Source organism: Streptomyces sp. NPDC005808 (assembly GCF_042871385.1).
GTDB lineage: Bacteria > Actinomycetota > Actinomycetes > Streptomycetales > Streptomycetaceae > Streptomyces.
On the sequence record NZ_JBIAIK010000003.1, the window covers coordinates 89,543 to 104,645 of the forward strand.

General features: G+C 69.7%; 13 protein-coding genes. 12 read left to right on the plus strand and 1 reads right to left on the minus strand.

What is annotated here, in order from left to right; all coding sequences use genetic code 11:
- Nucleotides 1-49 precede the first annotated feature (49 nt).
- The 9 genes from obgE to ACFYPC_RS07450 all read left to right on the plus strand — a co-directional run bounded on the left by obgE (nucleotide 50) and on the right by ACFYPC_RS07450 (nucleotide 12,340).
- Nucleotides 50-1,486: a GTPase ObgE gene (obgE, locus tag ACFYPC_RS07410; RefSeq protein WP_388672261.1), complete on the plus strand. Its 1,437-nt coding sequence runs from the start codon at nucleotides 50-52 to the stop codon at nucleotides 1,484-1,486.
- Nucleotides 1,487-1,641: 155 nt separating this feature from the next.
- Nucleotides 1,642-2,847 carry a hypothetical protein gene (locus tag ACFYPC_RS07415; RefSeq protein ID WP_388672264.1) on the plus strand — a complete coding sequence of 402 codons (1,206 nt, stop codon included), beginning with the start codon at nucleotides 1,642-1,644 and terminating at the stop codon, nucleotides 2,845-2,847.
- Nucleotides 2,848-3,072: 225 nt separating this feature from the next.
- On the plus strand, nucleotides 3,073-4,572 hold the full coding sequence (locus ACFYPC_RS07420; protein WP_388672267.1) for a D-ribitol-5-phosphate cytidylyltransferase: 1,500 nt from the start codon (nucleotides 3,073-3,075) through the stop codon (nucleotides 4,570-4,572).
- A 138-nt stretch (nucleotides 4,573-4,710) separates the two neighbouring features.
- Nucleotides 4,711-6,897: a hypothetical protein gene (locus ACFYPC_RS07425; protein WP_388672270.1), complete on the plus strand. Its 2,187-nt coding sequence runs from the start codon at nucleotides 4,711-4,713 to the stop codon at nucleotides 6,895-6,897.
- Nucleotides 6,898-7,120: 223 nt separating this feature from the next.
- Nucleotides 7,121-8,227, plus strand: coding sequence for a glutamate 5-kinase (gene proB, locus ACFYPC_RS07430; RefSeq protein WP_388672273.1), 1,107 nt, complete (start codon nucleotides 7,121-7,123; stop codon nucleotides 8,225-8,227).
- A gap of 209 nt (nucleotides 8,228-8,436) precedes the next feature.
- Nucleotides 8,437-8,895 carry a hypothetical protein gene (locus ACFYPC_RS07435; protein ID WP_365441819.1) on the plus strand — a complete coding sequence of 153 codons (459 nt, stop codon included), beginning with the start codon at nucleotides 8,437-8,439 and terminating at the stop codon, nucleotides 8,893-8,895.
- A 73-nt stretch (nucleotides 8,896-8,968) separates the two neighbouring features.
- On the plus strand, nucleotides 8,969-10,255 hold the full coding sequence (locus tag ACFYPC_RS07440) for a glutamate-5-semialdehyde dehydrogenase (protein WP_388672276.1): 1,287 nt from the start codon (nucleotides 8,969-8,971) through the stop codon (nucleotides 10,253-10,255).
- A gap of 189 nt (nucleotides 10,256-10,444) precedes the next feature.
- Nucleotides 10,445-11,080 carry a hypothetical protein gene (locus ACFYPC_RS07445; protein ID WP_388672279.1) on the plus strand — a complete coding sequence of 212 codons (636 nt, stop codon included), beginning with the start codon at nucleotides 10,445-10,447 and terminating at the stop codon, nucleotides 11,078-11,080.
- Between the two features lie 195 nt (nucleotides 11,081-11,275).
- Complete coding sequence (locus ACFYPC_RS07450; protein WP_388672282.1) at nucleotides 11,276-12,340, plus strand: hypothetical protein; 1,065 nt, start codon at nucleotides 11,276-11,278, stop codon at nucleotides 12,338-12,340.
- Between the two features lie 84 nt (nucleotides 12,341-12,424).
- Here the strand turns inward: ACFYPC_RS07450 and ACFYPC_RS07455 are convergent, their stop codons facing one another.
- On the minus strand, nucleotides 12,425-13,573 hold the full coding sequence (locus tag ACFYPC_RS07455; RefSeq protein WP_388672285.1) for a M48 family metallopeptidase: 1,149 nt from the start codon (nucleotides 13,571-13,573) through the stop codon (nucleotides 12,425-12,427).
- Nucleotides 13,574-13,669: 96 nt separating this feature from the next.
- Between ACFYPC_RS07455 and ACFYPC_RS07460 the strand changes: the two genes are divergently transcribed.
- The 3 genes from ACFYPC_RS07460 to nadD all read left to right on the plus strand — a co-directional run bounded on the left by ACFYPC_RS07460 (nucleotide 13,670) and on the right by nadD (nucleotide 15,096).
- Entirely contained in the window at nucleotides 13,670-13,828 is a 159-nt protein-coding gene (locus ACFYPC_RS07460) for a hypothetical protein (protein ID WP_388672288.1), read from the plus strand.
- 237 nt (nucleotides 13,829-14,065) lie between these two features.
- Nucleotides 14,066-14,230, plus strand: coding sequence for a hypothetical protein (locus tag ACFYPC_RS07465; RefSeq protein WP_192583393.1), 165 nt, complete (start codon nucleotides 14,066-14,068; stop codon nucleotides 14,228-14,230).
- Nucleotides 14,231-14,298: 68 nt separating this feature from the next.
- A complete protein-coding gene (gene nadD / locus ACFYPC_RS07470) occupies nucleotides 14,299-15,096 on the plus strand; it encodes a nicotinate-nucleotide adenylyltransferase (protein ID WP_388672291.1) in 798 nt (265 codons plus the stop codon).
- Nucleotides 15,097-15,103 lie beyond the last annotated feature (7 nt).

Sequence of the window (15,103 nt, forward strand, 5' to 3'; positions counted from 1 at the left end):
GCATCCCAAAGACTTAAAGACTTTCCGTACGTAACTGGAGGCACATCCCATGACCACCTTCGTGGACCGCGTCGAGCTGCATGTCGCCGCGGGTAGCGGAGGTCACGGCTGTGCCTCCGTACACAGGGAGAAGTTCAAGCCGCTCGGCGGCCCGGACGGCGGCAACGGCGGCCACGGCGGTGACGTCATCCTCGTCGTCGACCAGTCCGTGACCACCCTGCTCGACTACCACCACTCCCCGCACCGCAAGGCGACCAGCGGCAAGCCCGGCGAGGGCGGCAACCGGTCCGGCAAGGACGGACAGGACCTGGTCCTGCCGGTGCCGGACGGCACGGTCGTGCAGGACAAGGCGGGTAACGTCCTCGCCGACCTGGTCGGACAGGGCACCTCGTACGTCGCCGCCGAGGGCGGCCGCGGTGGCCTCGGCAACGCGGCGCTGTCCTCGGCCCGCCGCAAGGCGCCCGGCTTCGCGCTGCTCGGTGTGCCCGGTGGCCTCCAGGACATCGTCCTTGAGCTGAAGACCGTCGCGGACGTGGCCCTCGTCGGCTATCCGAGCGCGGGCAAGTCCTCGCTGATCTCGGTGCTGAGCGCCGCCAAGCCGAAGATCGCGGACTACCCCTTCACGACCCTCGTCCCCAACCTCGGTGTGGTGACGGCCGGTTCGACGGTCTACACGATCGCCGACGTGCCCGGGCTCATCCCCGGCGCCAGCCAGGGCAAGGGTCTCGGCCTGGAGTTCCTGCGCCATGTCGAGCGCTGCAGCGTGCTGGTCCACGTCCTGGACACCGCGACCCTGGAGTCCGAGCGCGACCCCGTCTCCGACCTCGACATCATCGAGGAGGAGCTGAAGCAGTACGGCGGCCTCGGCGACCGGCCGCGCATGGTCGTCCTCAACAAGATCGACGTACCGGACGGCAAGGACCTCGCCGAGATGGTGCGGCCCGAGCTCGAGTCGCGCGGCTACCGCGTCTTCGAGGTGTCCGCGGTCGCCCACACGGGCCTCAAGGAGCTGTCCTACGCGCTCGCCGACGTGGTCGCGCAGGGACGTGCCGCCAAGCCGGCGGAAGAGGCGACCCGGATCGTCATCCGCCCGAAGGCGGTCGACGACGCCGGCTTCACCGTCGCCCGCGAGGAGGACGGCCTCTACCGCGTCCGCGGCGAGAAGCCCGAACGCTGGGTCCGCCAGACCGACTTCAGCAACGACGAGGCCGTCGGCTACCTCGCCGACCGCCTCAGCCGCCTCGGCGTCGAGACGGAGCTGATGAAGGCGGGCGCCCGCTCGGGCGACGGCGTCGCCATCGGCCCGGAGGAGAACGTGGTCGTCTTCGATTGGGAGCCCACGGTCATGGCCGGCGCCGAGATGCTGGGCCGTCGTGGCGAGGACCACCGCCTCGAAGCTCCGCGGCCCGCCGAGCAGCGCCGCCGTGACAGGCAGGCGGAGCGGGACGAGTCGGACAAGGAGTACGACGACTTCAAGCCGTTCTAGGTCCTGTCGTCACATTCCCGGCGTCCGCCCGCGAGGCAGGCGGGAACGTGCCGACAGGGGCCCACTCCCGCGAACAACCCGATGCCCTGGGACTCACCTGAGTCCCAGGGCATTCTCAGTGTCCCCTCAGCATCTGGTCTTAACGTCCTCTTACCATGGAGATCGACTGTTCGACATCTGACGAGACGGCCGTCGAAACGGCCGCGCCGGCACCGCTTCCCGTAGGCACCCGGCTGCTGCACATAGGGCCCCACAAGACCGGGACCACCTCGATCCAGGGCGCGCTGTTCGCCGCGAAGGACGCGATGGCCGGGCACGGCATCGACTTCCCGGCGCACAGCAGACACCCCATGGAGGCCGCGCTCGCGGTCTGTGCCCGGTCCGGCATGATCGGCGACACCCGGCCCACCGAGAAGCACTGGCTGCGGCTCGTGGAGCTGGTGGGGGCCACCGGGAAGCGCACCTCGGTGGTCAGCAGTGAGTTCTTCGCCGACGCTCCGGACGACGAGACCATCGCGCGGATCGTCGACGACCTGGGCCGGGACCGTGTCCACGTCCTGATCACCCTGCGCCCGCTGGCGAAGATCATGCCCTCGCAGTGGCAGCAGTACGTGCAGAACGGGCTGCGCATGGGCTACGAGGACTGGCTCACCCACATGCTGCGCAAAGCCCCGTACGAGAAGCCCAACCCGAGCTTCTGGCGGCGGCACCGCCATGACCGGCTCGTCGAGCGCTGGGTGCGGGTCGTCGGCGCCGAGAACCTCACCGTCGTCGTGGTCGACGACAGTGACCGGGGCGGCCTCATGCGTACCTTCGAATCCCTCCTCGGTCTGCCCAGCGGTCTTCTGGTGCCGGATCCGGACACGGTCAACCGCTCCCTCACGCTGGCCGAGACCGAAATGCTGCGGAAGCTCAACAGGGAATTCCGCGGAAATGGCCTGCCCGACGAGCTGTATTCCAAGCTCGTCCGCGGGGGCGCGGTCCTGCATATGAAAAACACCTGCCGCCCGGCCCCGGAAGACGCACGGATCAGCACGCCTGCATGGGCGCTGGAGGCGGCCGCGGGAATCGGCGCGGAAATGACCGAGCGGATCGGGACCATGGGTGTACGGGTACTCGGTGATCCGGCGCTGCTGTCCGCCGTACCCGCTGCGAAAAGCACTGGGAATGCGGAAAGCGCGGAGCCGGTGCCCGTGCGGATCGACCCGGAGGTGGCGGCCCAGGCGCTGTACGGCGCGCTCGCCGCCGCGGCCGCCGTACCCGCGCGCCAGGCCCCGGCACGTACGGTTCACCAGACCCCGTCCAGGGAACTCGTGCGGGTGCTGGGCCACCGGGTCCTCAGGCGGCTGAAGCGGACCTGAGCTGTCGGCGTCCGCGTCCGGCGCCGCCGCGAAGGGCGCACGGAAATCGTGTGCAGTTACTCACAGCAAATCCGGACAATCCGGTTCGGCCGCTGGGAAGAGTCCTGCATGCAAGGTGAATAATCGGTTGCGCGCACATATGCAGCAGACGTCGCTCACCTTGCATGGCGGTAACCGAAAGTGGGACCATTCAAACGTTCCCTGTTGCCCCAAGGTAGGTCGCCTGTGTCTGAGCACATTGCCAAGCCCCGTACCACCGCAGTGATCCTTGCCGGTGGGACTGGTCAGCGCGTCGGTCTGTCGATTCCGAAGCAGCTGCTGAAGATCGCCGGCAAGGCGGTCATCGAGCACACGCTGGCCACCTTCGAGAAGGCCGGCTCGATCGACGACATCATCGTGCTGATGGCGCCGGGCTATGTGGCGGACGTCGAGAAGATCGTCGCCAAGGCGGGCTTCGCCAAGGTGACGAGAATCATCGAGGGCGGCGCGACGCGGAACGAGACCACGGAGCGTGCCATCGCGGCTCTCGGCGAGGGCCTTGCCGAGGGCGAGGACGCCAACGTCCTGTTCCACGACGCCGTGCGCCCGCTGCTGTCCGAGCGTGTCATAGACGACTGTGTCACCGCCCTGGAGCGCTACCAGGCCGTCGACGTCGCCATCCCGTCCGCGGACACGATCATCGTGACCCGCACCCACGGCGAGGACGGCGAGTTCATCACCGAGATCCCGGACCGCTCCCGGCTGCGCCGCGGCCAGACGCCCCAGGCGTTCAAGCTGTCCACCATCCGCCGGGCCTACGAGGTCGCCGCGAACGACCCCAATTTCCAGGCCACCGACGACTGCAGCGTCGTACTCAAGTACCTGCCGGACGTGCCGATCCACGTCGTCGCGGGCGACGAGTACAACATGAAGGTCACCCAGCCCGTCGACGTCTTCCTCGCCGACAAGCTCTTCCAGCTCGCCTCCACCGCCGCGCCGGAGCAGGCCGACGAGGCCGCCTACCGCGAGCTGCTCACCGGCAGGACCGTCGTGGTCTTCGGCGGTTCGTACGGCATCGGCAAGGACATAGCCGAGCTCGCCGAGAGCTACGGCGCCAAGGCGTACGCGCTGGGCCGCTCCACCACCGGCACGCATGTCGAGAACCCGGAGGAGGTCGACGACGCGCTGTCCACGGCGTACGCGGAGACCGGGCGCATCGACTACGTCATCAACACCGCGGGCGTGCTGCGCATCGGCAAACTCGCCGAGACGGACAACGCGACCATCGAGGAAGCGCTGAAGGTCAACTATCTGGCGCCGGTGCAGATCGCCCGCTCCTCGTACAAGTACCTGGCCGAGACCAAGGGCCAACTGCTCCTCTACACGTCCAGCAGCTACACCCGCGGGCGTGCCGAGTACAGCCTCTACTCCTCGACCAAGGCCGCCATGGTCAACCTCACCCAGGCGCTGTCCGACGAGTGGGCCGGTGACGGTGTCCGGGTCAACTGCATCAACCCCGAGCGCACCGCGACCCCCATGCGGACCAAGGCGTTCGGGCAGGAGCCCGCGGGTTCGCTGCTCTCCTCCGAGGCCGTCGCGCGGACCTCGCTCGACGTTCTGCTCTCCGAACTCACCGGGCACGTCATCGACGTCCGTCAGCAGGATCCGACGGCCGAAGCCGGAAAGGCCTCCGGTTTCGAGGCGGCGTTGGCCGGTGTTCTCGACCGCCAGGACGGCGTGGCATAATCAATTAATCGATCTTCAGAATTCAGGCCTCTGTGGTTGCGTGTTTTCCGCGCATTCGCAGAGGCCTGAATCCGTAAATTTTCAAACTCTCTTCTTTTGGCATCAAACCCGCACTCACTCCCAAGAGCAGGTTCCTTCGTGATTTCCACCGCTATTCGCGTTGCCCGGGTGGGCAGTGCGGCCGAGTTGGCCGCGGCGGCCCTCATGATGCTGGGCTTCCCCTGCCTGATGCTCGCCGCACTGCTGCCGAGCGTCCCCGCCTTCGCGGCCGCGGCCGCCGTGACCTATCTGGCGGACCACTATCTGCACCGGCGCGGCAGCTATCTCATCAACCGCCTCGGCAAGGTGCGGGCCGGTCTGTCCATCAGGTTCCTGATCCGGGAACTGCTCCTGGTGCTGCTCCTGGCACGCCTGGACCTGGCCGACACCATCGTCTTCTACGCGGCGATCGCGGGCTTCCTGACCTTCTTCGGCTTCCAGGCCCCGCACAGCGCGCTGGTCACGCTGATCCGGTCGCGCCGCAAGATGCCCGTCGCCACCCGCAACGTCGACCTCGGGTCCCGCATCCGCATCCCGGACGCGCCCCCGAACGGCCTGCTGGACCGGTCCGCCGAGAAGATGCTCCACCTCGACCTGGCCGCGGTCGTCGGCGTGCTCGTCACCGCGGCGACCGACTCGTCCGTGTACGGGTTCGTCGGCATCGGCATCACACTGGTGCTGGCCTTCGCCTACGTCGCCGTGCTCGTCCCGTACGTCCGTGGAAAGAGCACCCCGCCGAACGCGGACGAGGTCCTGGCGGCGGCCGACGCCTGGCTGCGCGAGTACCGCCCGGAGACGGCGCTCTACTTCTCGGGCTCCAAGGACTCGGCGTACCAGGTCAACATGTGGCTGGAGACGATGGAGCAGCTGGACACCCGGCCGCTGATCATCCTCCGCGAACGCGCCATCCTGGAGCTCATGGCGCCCACCACCGTGCCGGTCGTCTGCGTGCCCGGAGGGGTGCACCTGATGAACATGGACCTGTCCACGGTGCGGGTCGCGCTGTACGCGGCGAACGTCGGCAAGAACATCCACCTGCTGCGCGTACCGACCATGAAGCACGTCTTCATCGGCCACGGCGACAGCGACAAGCTCGCCAGCGTCAACCCGTTCAGCAAGGCGTACGACGAGGTGTGGACCGCCGGGCGCGCGGGCCGCGACCGCTACGCCATCGCCGACGTCGGCGTCCGCGACGAGGACATCGTCGAGGTCGGCCGCCCGCAGCTGGCGCCGATCCAGACCTGGCGGGGCGCGCCGGAGGGAGCCGCCGACGGCGGCATGCCGACTGTCCTGTACGCGCCCACCTGGGAGGGCTGGGACGGCAACCCCGGCAACACCTCGCTCCTGCTCGCGGGCCAGAACATCGTGCGGGGGCTGCTCGCCGCCGACCCGCCGGTCCGGGTCCTCTACAAGCCGCACCCCTTCACCGGCACCGTCAGCGCGCAGGCCAAGACCGCGCACGAGCGGATCGTCGCGCTGATCGTGAAGGCGGCCGCCGAGCGCGCCGCCGACCCGCGCTTCGCCGCCGACGGCGCGGACCGGAGCGCGGCGCAGGCCGAACTGACCCGCATCGAGGCCCGCCTCGCCAAGCTGACCGGCGGCACCGAGGCAGGCGACGAGGCGGAGGCCACGCGCGACGGCATGGTCGACGTGGCCAAGCACGCCGAGATCCTGCGGCTGCGCGCCGAGTGGGACGACGCGTACTGGCGGTCGGCCGGAACGTGGGAGCACCGCGTCATCATGGGCGCCGAGCCGCGCCTGTACGACTGCTTCAACGTCTCCGACGCGATGGTCTCCGACATCTCCAGCGTGGTCTCCGACTTCATCGCGAGCGGCAAGCCGTACGCCGTCACGGACTCCGCGGAGCTCGGCGTCGAGGAGTTCAAGCGGCAGAACACCGCGGTGCGGGCCGCCGTGATCCTGTCCAACTCGGCTGCCGAACTGACCGAGTTGCTCACCGCGGTGCGCGACCCGGCGGCCGACGCGCAGGCCGCCGAACGACAGGAGCTGAAGCGGTATCTGCTCGGCCCCGACGAGCCGACCTCGATCGACCAGTTCAACTCCGCGGTGCGGCAACTGGCGCAGAAGGCCGAGAAGCGCAACCTCGGCCAGGAGACCGCCAGTTCGGGCGCTTCGGCTGAGGATGTCCCGGCTCCTGGCGCCCCGGAGCCGGACGCTTCCGCTCCGGACGCCTCGGCCGCTTCGGCCACGGCCATGAACCTGGCGAGCGCGCTGCCGGGCCGCGGGGCGACCGACGAGTCCGGCGAGCCGGCGGTCCAGGACTGACCTGCCGCTCAGTGTGTGCCGCAGGGCCCGGCTCCCGGGGATCTACCCCGGGAGGCGGGCCCTTTGCGTCCGGGAGGCCCGCGTACCGGACGAAACGGCGCAAGACGCCTGTCCGGGAAGTGGACCGATGCGCGATGCCCGGTCCCCTTCGCGTAAATTGCCGGGCGGGGCAGCCGGACCGAACGCGAGGGGATGCACGCAGGTGGCAGGGGCAAGGCAGGCCGTGGCGCAGGCTCACCGGATCGTCGTCAAGGTGGGGTCCTCGTCACTGACCACCGCCGCGGGCGGCCTCGACGCCGACCGGGTCGACGCCCTCGTCGACGTACTGGTCAAGGTGCGCGGCGGCGGCGAGCGGGAAGTCGTCCTCGTCTCCTCCGGCGCCATCGCCGCCGGGCTCGCCCCGCTCGGGCTGCGCCGCCGCCCCAAGGACCTCGCCCGGCAGCAGGCCGCGGCCAGTGTCGGCCAGGGCCTCCTGGTCGCCCGCTACACCGCCTCCTGCGCCCGCCACGGCATCCGCGTCGGACAGGTGCTCCTCACCTCCGACGACACCAGCCGCCGCGCCCACCACCGCAACGCCTCCCGCACCCTCGACAAGCTCCTCGCGATGGGCGCCCTGCCGATCGTCAACGAGAACGACACCGTCGCCACGGACGAGATCCGCTTCGGCGACAACGACCGGCTCGCCGCGCTCGTCGCCCACCTCGTACGCGCCGACCTCCTCGTCCTGCTCTCCGACGTGGACGGCGTGTACGACGGCGATCCCAGCAGACCTGGTACGTCGCGGATCGCCGAAGTACGCGGGCCGTCCGATCTCGACGGCATCGACATCGGCAGCGCGGGCAAGGCCGGCCTCGGCACCGGCGGCATGGTCACCAAGGTCGAGGCGGCCCGGATCGCGACCGGCGCGGGCATCCCGGTGGTGCTGACCAGCGCCGTGCACGCCGCCGACGCCCTCGCGGGCCGGGACACGGGCACGTATTTCCACCCCACCGGCCGCCGCTCCGCCGACCGGCTGCTCTGGCTCCAGCACGCCTCGACCCCGCAGGGCGCGCTCACCCTGGACGACGGGGCGGTGCGCGCGGTCGTCGAGCGCCGCACCTCGCTGCTGCCCGCGGGTATCGCGTCCGTCGAGGGTGAGTTCACCGCGGGTGACCCCGTCGAGCTGCGCGACAGCACGGGGCGGGCGGTCGCGCGGGGGATCGTGAACTTCGATGCCAAGGAGATCCCCCAGCTCATCGGACGCTCGACCAGGGACCTGGCGCGCGAGCTGGGGCCCGCGTACGAACGCGAAGTCGTACACAGGGACGCTCTCGTCCTCCTCCACCCGTAGGTGTTTCGAGGTCCCGCACGTGCTGGACCTCGTGCACCTGCATGTGCAGTTGTCGTGGAGTTGCCCCATAAACGTCCGAAAGCCCGTCCCCCGCCGGGGGACGTTCCGTAAAACCGCCACGCGACGGCGCCCCACCTGCTCAACTTTGTTTCAGGGGGACCCCGAGATTCATCACCAACCATTGCGTAAAGGAGGCCGTCGTGAGACAAGTGCGCCCTGGGGCGGCGGCGTCCCGCGGTGGTGCCGCCTCCCGTGCGGTGGGTGAGGAACGGGCGCTGACGAGCGTCGCGGCCGGAGACACGTACGAGAGCGAGAAACCGGCCGACCAGCCCCGGCTGTGGCACGTCACGCTGAGCGTCTCGGGTGACGAGGCACCGCTGAAGGAGGTCAGGCGCGGCCTCGAGCAGCTCGCCCACGACCACCCCTTTCTGCTGACCAGCCGGTACGCCAACGACCACGCCGAGATCCGTTACTGGGAAGAGGCCCGCGACCTGCACGACGCGGCGGCCGTCGCGCTGCGCCTGTGGGGCGAGCACCGGCAGACCGCCAAGCTGCCGCCGTGGGAGATCGTGGGCCTGGAGGTCATCGACCGCGAGACCTACCACCAGCGGATCGCGGAGGGGTACGGGCCGCTGCCGGCCACACCTGTCGGCGTTCATCCCTTTTGAGCCACCTTCGCCGTGTGTCTCGGGGTTTGGGACATGGGCTGAACAGACCCGTTCGGAGCATTACGCTGCCGACATGACCACGCTTTCGCCGTACGACTCGATGTCTCCGGTCACCCAGGCCGCCTACCGCGCGAAGTCCGCCGCCGCCGACCTCGCGCCCCTGCCGCGGGCCGAGAAGGACGACGCGCTGCTCGCGATCGCGGACGCGCTGGAGGTCCGTACGAGCGAGATCGTCGCCGCCAACGCCAAGGACATCGCCCGCGCCCGCGAGGCCGGCACCAGCGAGACCGTCATCGACCGGCTCACGCTCACGCCCGAGCGCGTGCGCGCCATCGCCTCGGACGTACGCGACGTCGTGGCGCTGCCCGACCCGGTCGGCGAGGTCGTCCGCGGCTCGACCCTTCCGAACGGCATCGACCTGCGCCAGGTCCGCGTCCCGCTCGGCGTCGTCGGGATCATCTACGAGGCCCGCCCGAACGTGACCGTCGACGCGGCCGCCCTGTGCCTGAAGTCCGGCAACGCCGTGCTGCTGCGCGGCTCGTCCTCGGCGTTCGAGTCGAACACCGCCCTGGTCCGGGTCCTGCGCGACGCCGTCGGCGGCGCCGGGCTGCCGGCCGACGCCATCCAGCTCGTCCCCGGCGAGGGCCGCGAGTCCGTCCGCGAGCTGATGCGCGCCCGCGGCCTGGTCGACGTCCTCATCCCGCGCGGCGGCGCCTCGCTGATCCGCACGGTCGTCCAGGAATCGACCGTCCCGGTCATCGAGACCGGCACCGGCAACTGCCATGTGTACGTCGACGCGCACGCCGACCTCGACATGGCGATCGACATCCTGATCAACTCCAAGGCGCAGCGGCCCAGCGTGTGCAACTCCGCGGAGACGCTCCTGGTCCACCAGGACATCGCCCCCGAGTTCCTGCCCCGGGCCCTGGACGCCCTCGCGGACGCCGGGGTCACCGTGCACGCCGACGAGCGCGTCCTCGCCTACGCCAAGGGCTCCAGGGCCACCGTCGTGGAGGCCACGGCCGAGGACTGGGACACCGAGTACCTGTCGTACGACATCGCCGCGGCCGTCGTGGACTCCCTCGACCGGGCCGTGACGCACATCCGGCTGTGGAGTTCCGGCCACACCGAGGCCATCGTCACCACCTCGCAGCAGGCGGCCCGCCGCTTCACCCAGTTGGTCGACTCCACGACGGTCGCGGTCAACGCCTCGACCCGGTTCACCGACGGAGGCCAGTTCGGCTTCGGCGCCGAGATCGGCATCTCCACGCAGAAGCTGCACGCGCGGGGGCCGATGGGGCTGCCGGAGCTGACGAGCACGAAGTACATCGTCACGGGGGACGGACACATCCGGCGCTGAGGTGGCGGGGGCGGACACGTTCGGCGCTGAGGTGGCGTACGGATTTCGGCAGGTGCGTTCAGGTGCGTTCAGGTGCGTTCAGGGGTGTTCAGGGGTGTTCTCGGTGGGCGCGTCCGGCGCGGAGGCGGGGCGCGCGGTGCGTGAGGCGCGTCTCGCCAGGCGGATGAATTTCCATACCGTCTGCCCAAAATGACCCCCCAGGTCTACTCTGGATTCGTGCCGGAGGACGTGGGGGGCTCGCCGTTTCCCGACGGCTGGGAGCCCGACGACGACCGCGGGGGTGCGGACGAAGAGTTCGCCGCCGTGGTCTTCGACGAGGACTTCGTACGGGCAGCCGCCATCCACGAGCCGACCGCCGTGGAGCGGCTGCTCGCCGCGGCCCAGGCCCGCGCGGAGGCCTCCGAGGCCGAGGCGCGCCGGGCGCACACCCGGGGCGCACGCGGCGACGACGAGCGCTACGAGGACGGGTTCGGCCCCGACGGACGTGGTGAATTCGGCCATGACCCGGATCTGGACGACCTGGACGACTCCGAGACCCTGGAGCGTCGCTACGGCGCGCCGGGCATGTACGGCAGGGCCTACGGGAAGCACACCCGCTGGCAGCGCCCCGTCGCCTGGATGCTCGCCCTGGTGATGGGCGTCGGTATGGTCGCGCTGGCCTTCACGGCGGTCTACCGGGGAGCGTCCTCCAGCCGCCAGGAGCAGGTCCCGTCGCCCGCCTCGACGGGCCTCGAACAGGGCCTGGACAAAGTCACCGGCAGCAGTCCTTCCGCATCGGCCGACTATTCCCAGCCGGCGGTGTCGGCGGTGCCTCGCACACCGTGACGACCTGACCTGATCGCTGGTGCGATCAGCGACGTGGTCAGTGGTGCGATCAGCGATGTGATCAGTGCGGGCGAACCTGATGTGATCACCCTGGCGAATCCGGGGCGAACGCCGGGACGACTCTGGTGAGAACCTGTCAGAACTTGTCGTGCAGCGGGGCGTTTACCGGAGCCCCCCGCGACCTACTCTGAAGATATGGGCGGGCCTGGAGACCCACCTGAGGGGACGCCCGAGGGGGCTCCCGCAGGTGGAGAGGACGAGTACCGATCCGTCGTCTTCGACGAGTCGTTCGTCCGCGCTGCCCGCCTCCAGGAGTTCTCCGCGCAGGAGCGCATCGCCGATCACGCCCCGGCCGTACGCCGCCGCCCGCCCCGCCACCGCGGCCTCTCCCGGCAGGCGCTGATCCTGGTCCTGCTGATCGCCGTCGCTTTCGGAACCGCGATCTACATGGGTGTACGCCACCCGTACCAGACCCCGGTGGCCCAGCCCCCCGAGCCACTGCGGATGACGGTGATCCCGCTCGCGCCGCAGACCGCCGTACCGGGGGCCACGAGCCCCGAGGACCTGTACGCGAACAGCCCGGCCGCCCAGTTCCGTATCGGCGCCGACGGCATCACGCTGCCCGCCTCACGGCGCACCGCCCACTTCTCCGACAGCCAGGTCGTCACCGCCCTGACCACCGTCAAGGACTACCTTGTCGAGTCCTCCCTGGACCCGGAGGTGCTCACGGGCGGCGCCACCAGGCCCGTACGGATTCTGCTCGACCCGCAGCAACTTGACCAGTTCGACCAGAGCTTCGACCACCCGACCGCCGACGGACGGCACGCCCCCACCGGCTGGCTGGTGCGCTTCGACCCGAGTGTCCAGCTCGCCGACACCAAGATCCGGGTACAGGGCTCTCTCCAGGCCGCGGAGTTCGATTCGAACACCCTTGAGGTCATCGCCGACCACACCCTCGTGTACGCGCTGAAGCCGACGGGCTCGGACGAGAAGGCGGACGCCTCGCTCTTCACCGTCCGGCGCGAGCTGCACTTCCGCTTCGACCGCGACGACCTCCGCATGCACCAGGCCGAGCTGGTCGTCTCCTACGTCCAGGCCGGACCGCTCGCCTGCTCCGAGGACTCGGTCGACCAACTGCGCCCGCTGCTCGCGGGGCAGACGGCGAAGGCGGGCGGCCCGGCCGGTACGGATCCTTACGCGACCGGCAGCGCCACGGCGCTGTGCGGATCGTTGGCGACGAGCGCACAGCCGACGGTCTGAGCCCGGGGCTTGGGCCTTGGGCGCCCCGGGCTCACGTATCGGGTTCGGCTGGTCTCCGGTGTGTTTCGTTGGGCCGGCGTCCGGTCAGCTGTTTTCGTCGGGGCGCTCGTCGTCGGTGGCCCGCGGCGGCGCGTCCTGGTCCTTGGTGGCCGTGGGGCCCTTGGGCGAGTCGCCCGAGTCCTTCGGTGAACTGCTCGCGAAGCCGCCGAAGCCGCGCCGCACTCGGCCGCCGATGTCGCCCGCGCCGCCCGCGATGTCGCCGACGAGCTTCAGCAGCGGGTCCTTGGAGTTCCGCACGTCGGAGGCGTAGCTGGCCGCCGACTGCCGGAAGGAGTCCGCGACCGAGGTGTCCTTGTCCTCGCTGCGCCGCGGGTAGTGGCCGTCCATGATCCGCTGGTAGTCGCGGGACTCCGCCCACTTCTTCAGCTCGGCGGCGCGGATCGTGGTGAAGGGGTGGGTGCGTGGCAACACGTTGAGAATCTTGAGCACGGAGTCGCGCAGGTCGCCGCCCGCCTCGTACTCCTCGGCCTGCGCGAGGAACGCGTCCACGTTCATCTCGTGCAGGTGATTGCCGCCCGCGATCTTCATCAGGCCGCGCATCGAGGCCCGCAGATCCTGACCGACCAGGAGGCCGGCGCGGTCCGCCGACAGCTCCGACTTACGGAACCACTCGCGCAGCGCCGTCACGATCGCCATGATCGCGAGGTTGCCCAGCGGGATCCACGCGACCCGGAGCGCCAGGTTGGTCAGGAAGAGCAGGATCGTGCGGTAGACCGCGTGACCGGACAGCGCGTGGCCGACTTCGTGCCCGATGACGGCCCGCATCTCCTCCTCGTCCAGCAGTTCCACCAGGCCGGTCGTGACGACGATGATCGGCTCGTCCAGGCCGATGCACATCGCGTTGGGCTGCGGGTCCTGGTTGACGTACAGCGGCGGGACCTTCTCCAGGTCCAGGATGTAACAGGCGTCCCGCAGCATGTCGTTGAGGTGCGCGAACTGGGCGTCCGAGACGCGCACCGAATCGGACAGGAACAGCAGCCTCAGACTGCGTTCCGGAAGCAGGCCGCTGAGCGCCTTGAAGACCGTGTCGAAGCCGCTGAGCTTGCGCAGGGCCACCAGGGCCGAGCGGTCCGCCGGATGCTCGTACGCCCGAGAGGAGATCCCCTCGAAGCGCCTGCGCTGCCTGCTGGGCACGTTCTCGTGCCCGCTCTGCTCGTGGCTGTCATCGGACATGTGTTCCCCCATGCTCTGAGTGCCGTGCCCCCGAAGCGAGCTCCAGAGTAGGCGGAGATACCGTGAGGGGGCAGCACACCGTAAGGAGCTATCCCCATGGAGCACATTCCCGCGGCCCTCTGGCTGACCCAGGCGGCCGACGCCGCCGACCGACAGGGGTCGGGCGATCTGCTCCGTGTCGTGCTGATCGTGATGGTGCTGGGCTCCGTCCTGCTGGCGTGGTTCCTGCTGCGTGGCTACAAGCGGGACGACTAGACGACTGCGGGACAACTGCGGGACAACTGCGGGACGACTGCGGGACGACAACTGCGGGACGACTGGGCGGTGGCTGGGCGGGGGTGCGGGTAGCGGCCGAGCGGTCCGTCGGCGGTCGGTGATTGCTTGAGCGCCGTGCGCCTTCACCAACGGCGGAGTCGGCGTGATCGTGGCCGAGGCCCACGCTTACGATGGGCCGACGTCTTTATCCCGCCCACACCGGATAGGTCTGCCGAGATGAGCTTCCACAGCACCGCCGCACAGTTGGTCACGCTCGCCGCCGAGGGCGAGGAGCACGGCGGCAACCACGAGAGTCTCAGCCCCTACCTCACCGGCGGCGGCGCCCTCTTCGTTCTCCTCCTGCTGCTGTGGATCACCACGCGCTTCAACCGGGATCGCTGACCCCCGACGGGCCTTCGAGGACCCCTGTCGATCAGGGCTCGTAGGTCGGGCCGGTAGGGTCTGCACGCATGGGAGAGCAGGACATGCCTACCGGTCCGGCGAGCGACACGGAGAGCGGCGCGGCCGGCGGCAACGCGAGCGGCGCGGTCGGTGGTGGCGCCGTCGGTGGTGGCGCGGTGGACCCTGTCGTGGTGAATTCCGGCGAGGTGAATTCCGGCGAGGTGAGTCCTGACGTGGTGAAGCGTCTGACGATCGGCCCCGGGAACGCCCCCTTGAATCCGGGCAAGCGCCGCCTCGGAGTCATGGGCGGAACGTTTGACCCGATCCACCACGGACACCTCGTGGCGGCCAGTGAGGTCGCCGCGCAGTTCCACCTCGACGAGGTGGTGTTCGTGCCGACCGGGCAGCCGTGGCAGAAGACCGACCGCAAGGTCACCCCGGCCGAGGATCGCTATCTGATGACGGTCATCGCGACCGCGGAGAACCCGACGTTCTCGGTGAGCCGCATCGACATCGACCGCGGTGGCCCGACCTACACCACGGACACCCTGCGCGACCTGCGCGCACTCAACCCCGACACGGACCTCTTCTTCATCACCGGCGCGGACGCGCTCGGCCAGATCCTCACCTGGCGGTACGCGGAAGAGCTGTTCTCCCTCGCGCACTTCATCGGAGTCACCCGGCCCGGTCACACCCTGACCGATCCGGGACTTCCCGAGGGCGGTGTCTCGCTCGTCGAGGTCCCCGCACTCGCCATCTCGTCCACAGACTGCCGTGCCAGGGTCGCCAAGGGCGATCCTGTCTGGTACCTGGTGCCGGACGGTGTGGTGCGCTACATCGACAAGCGTGAGCTGTACCGCGGCTAGTGAGCCG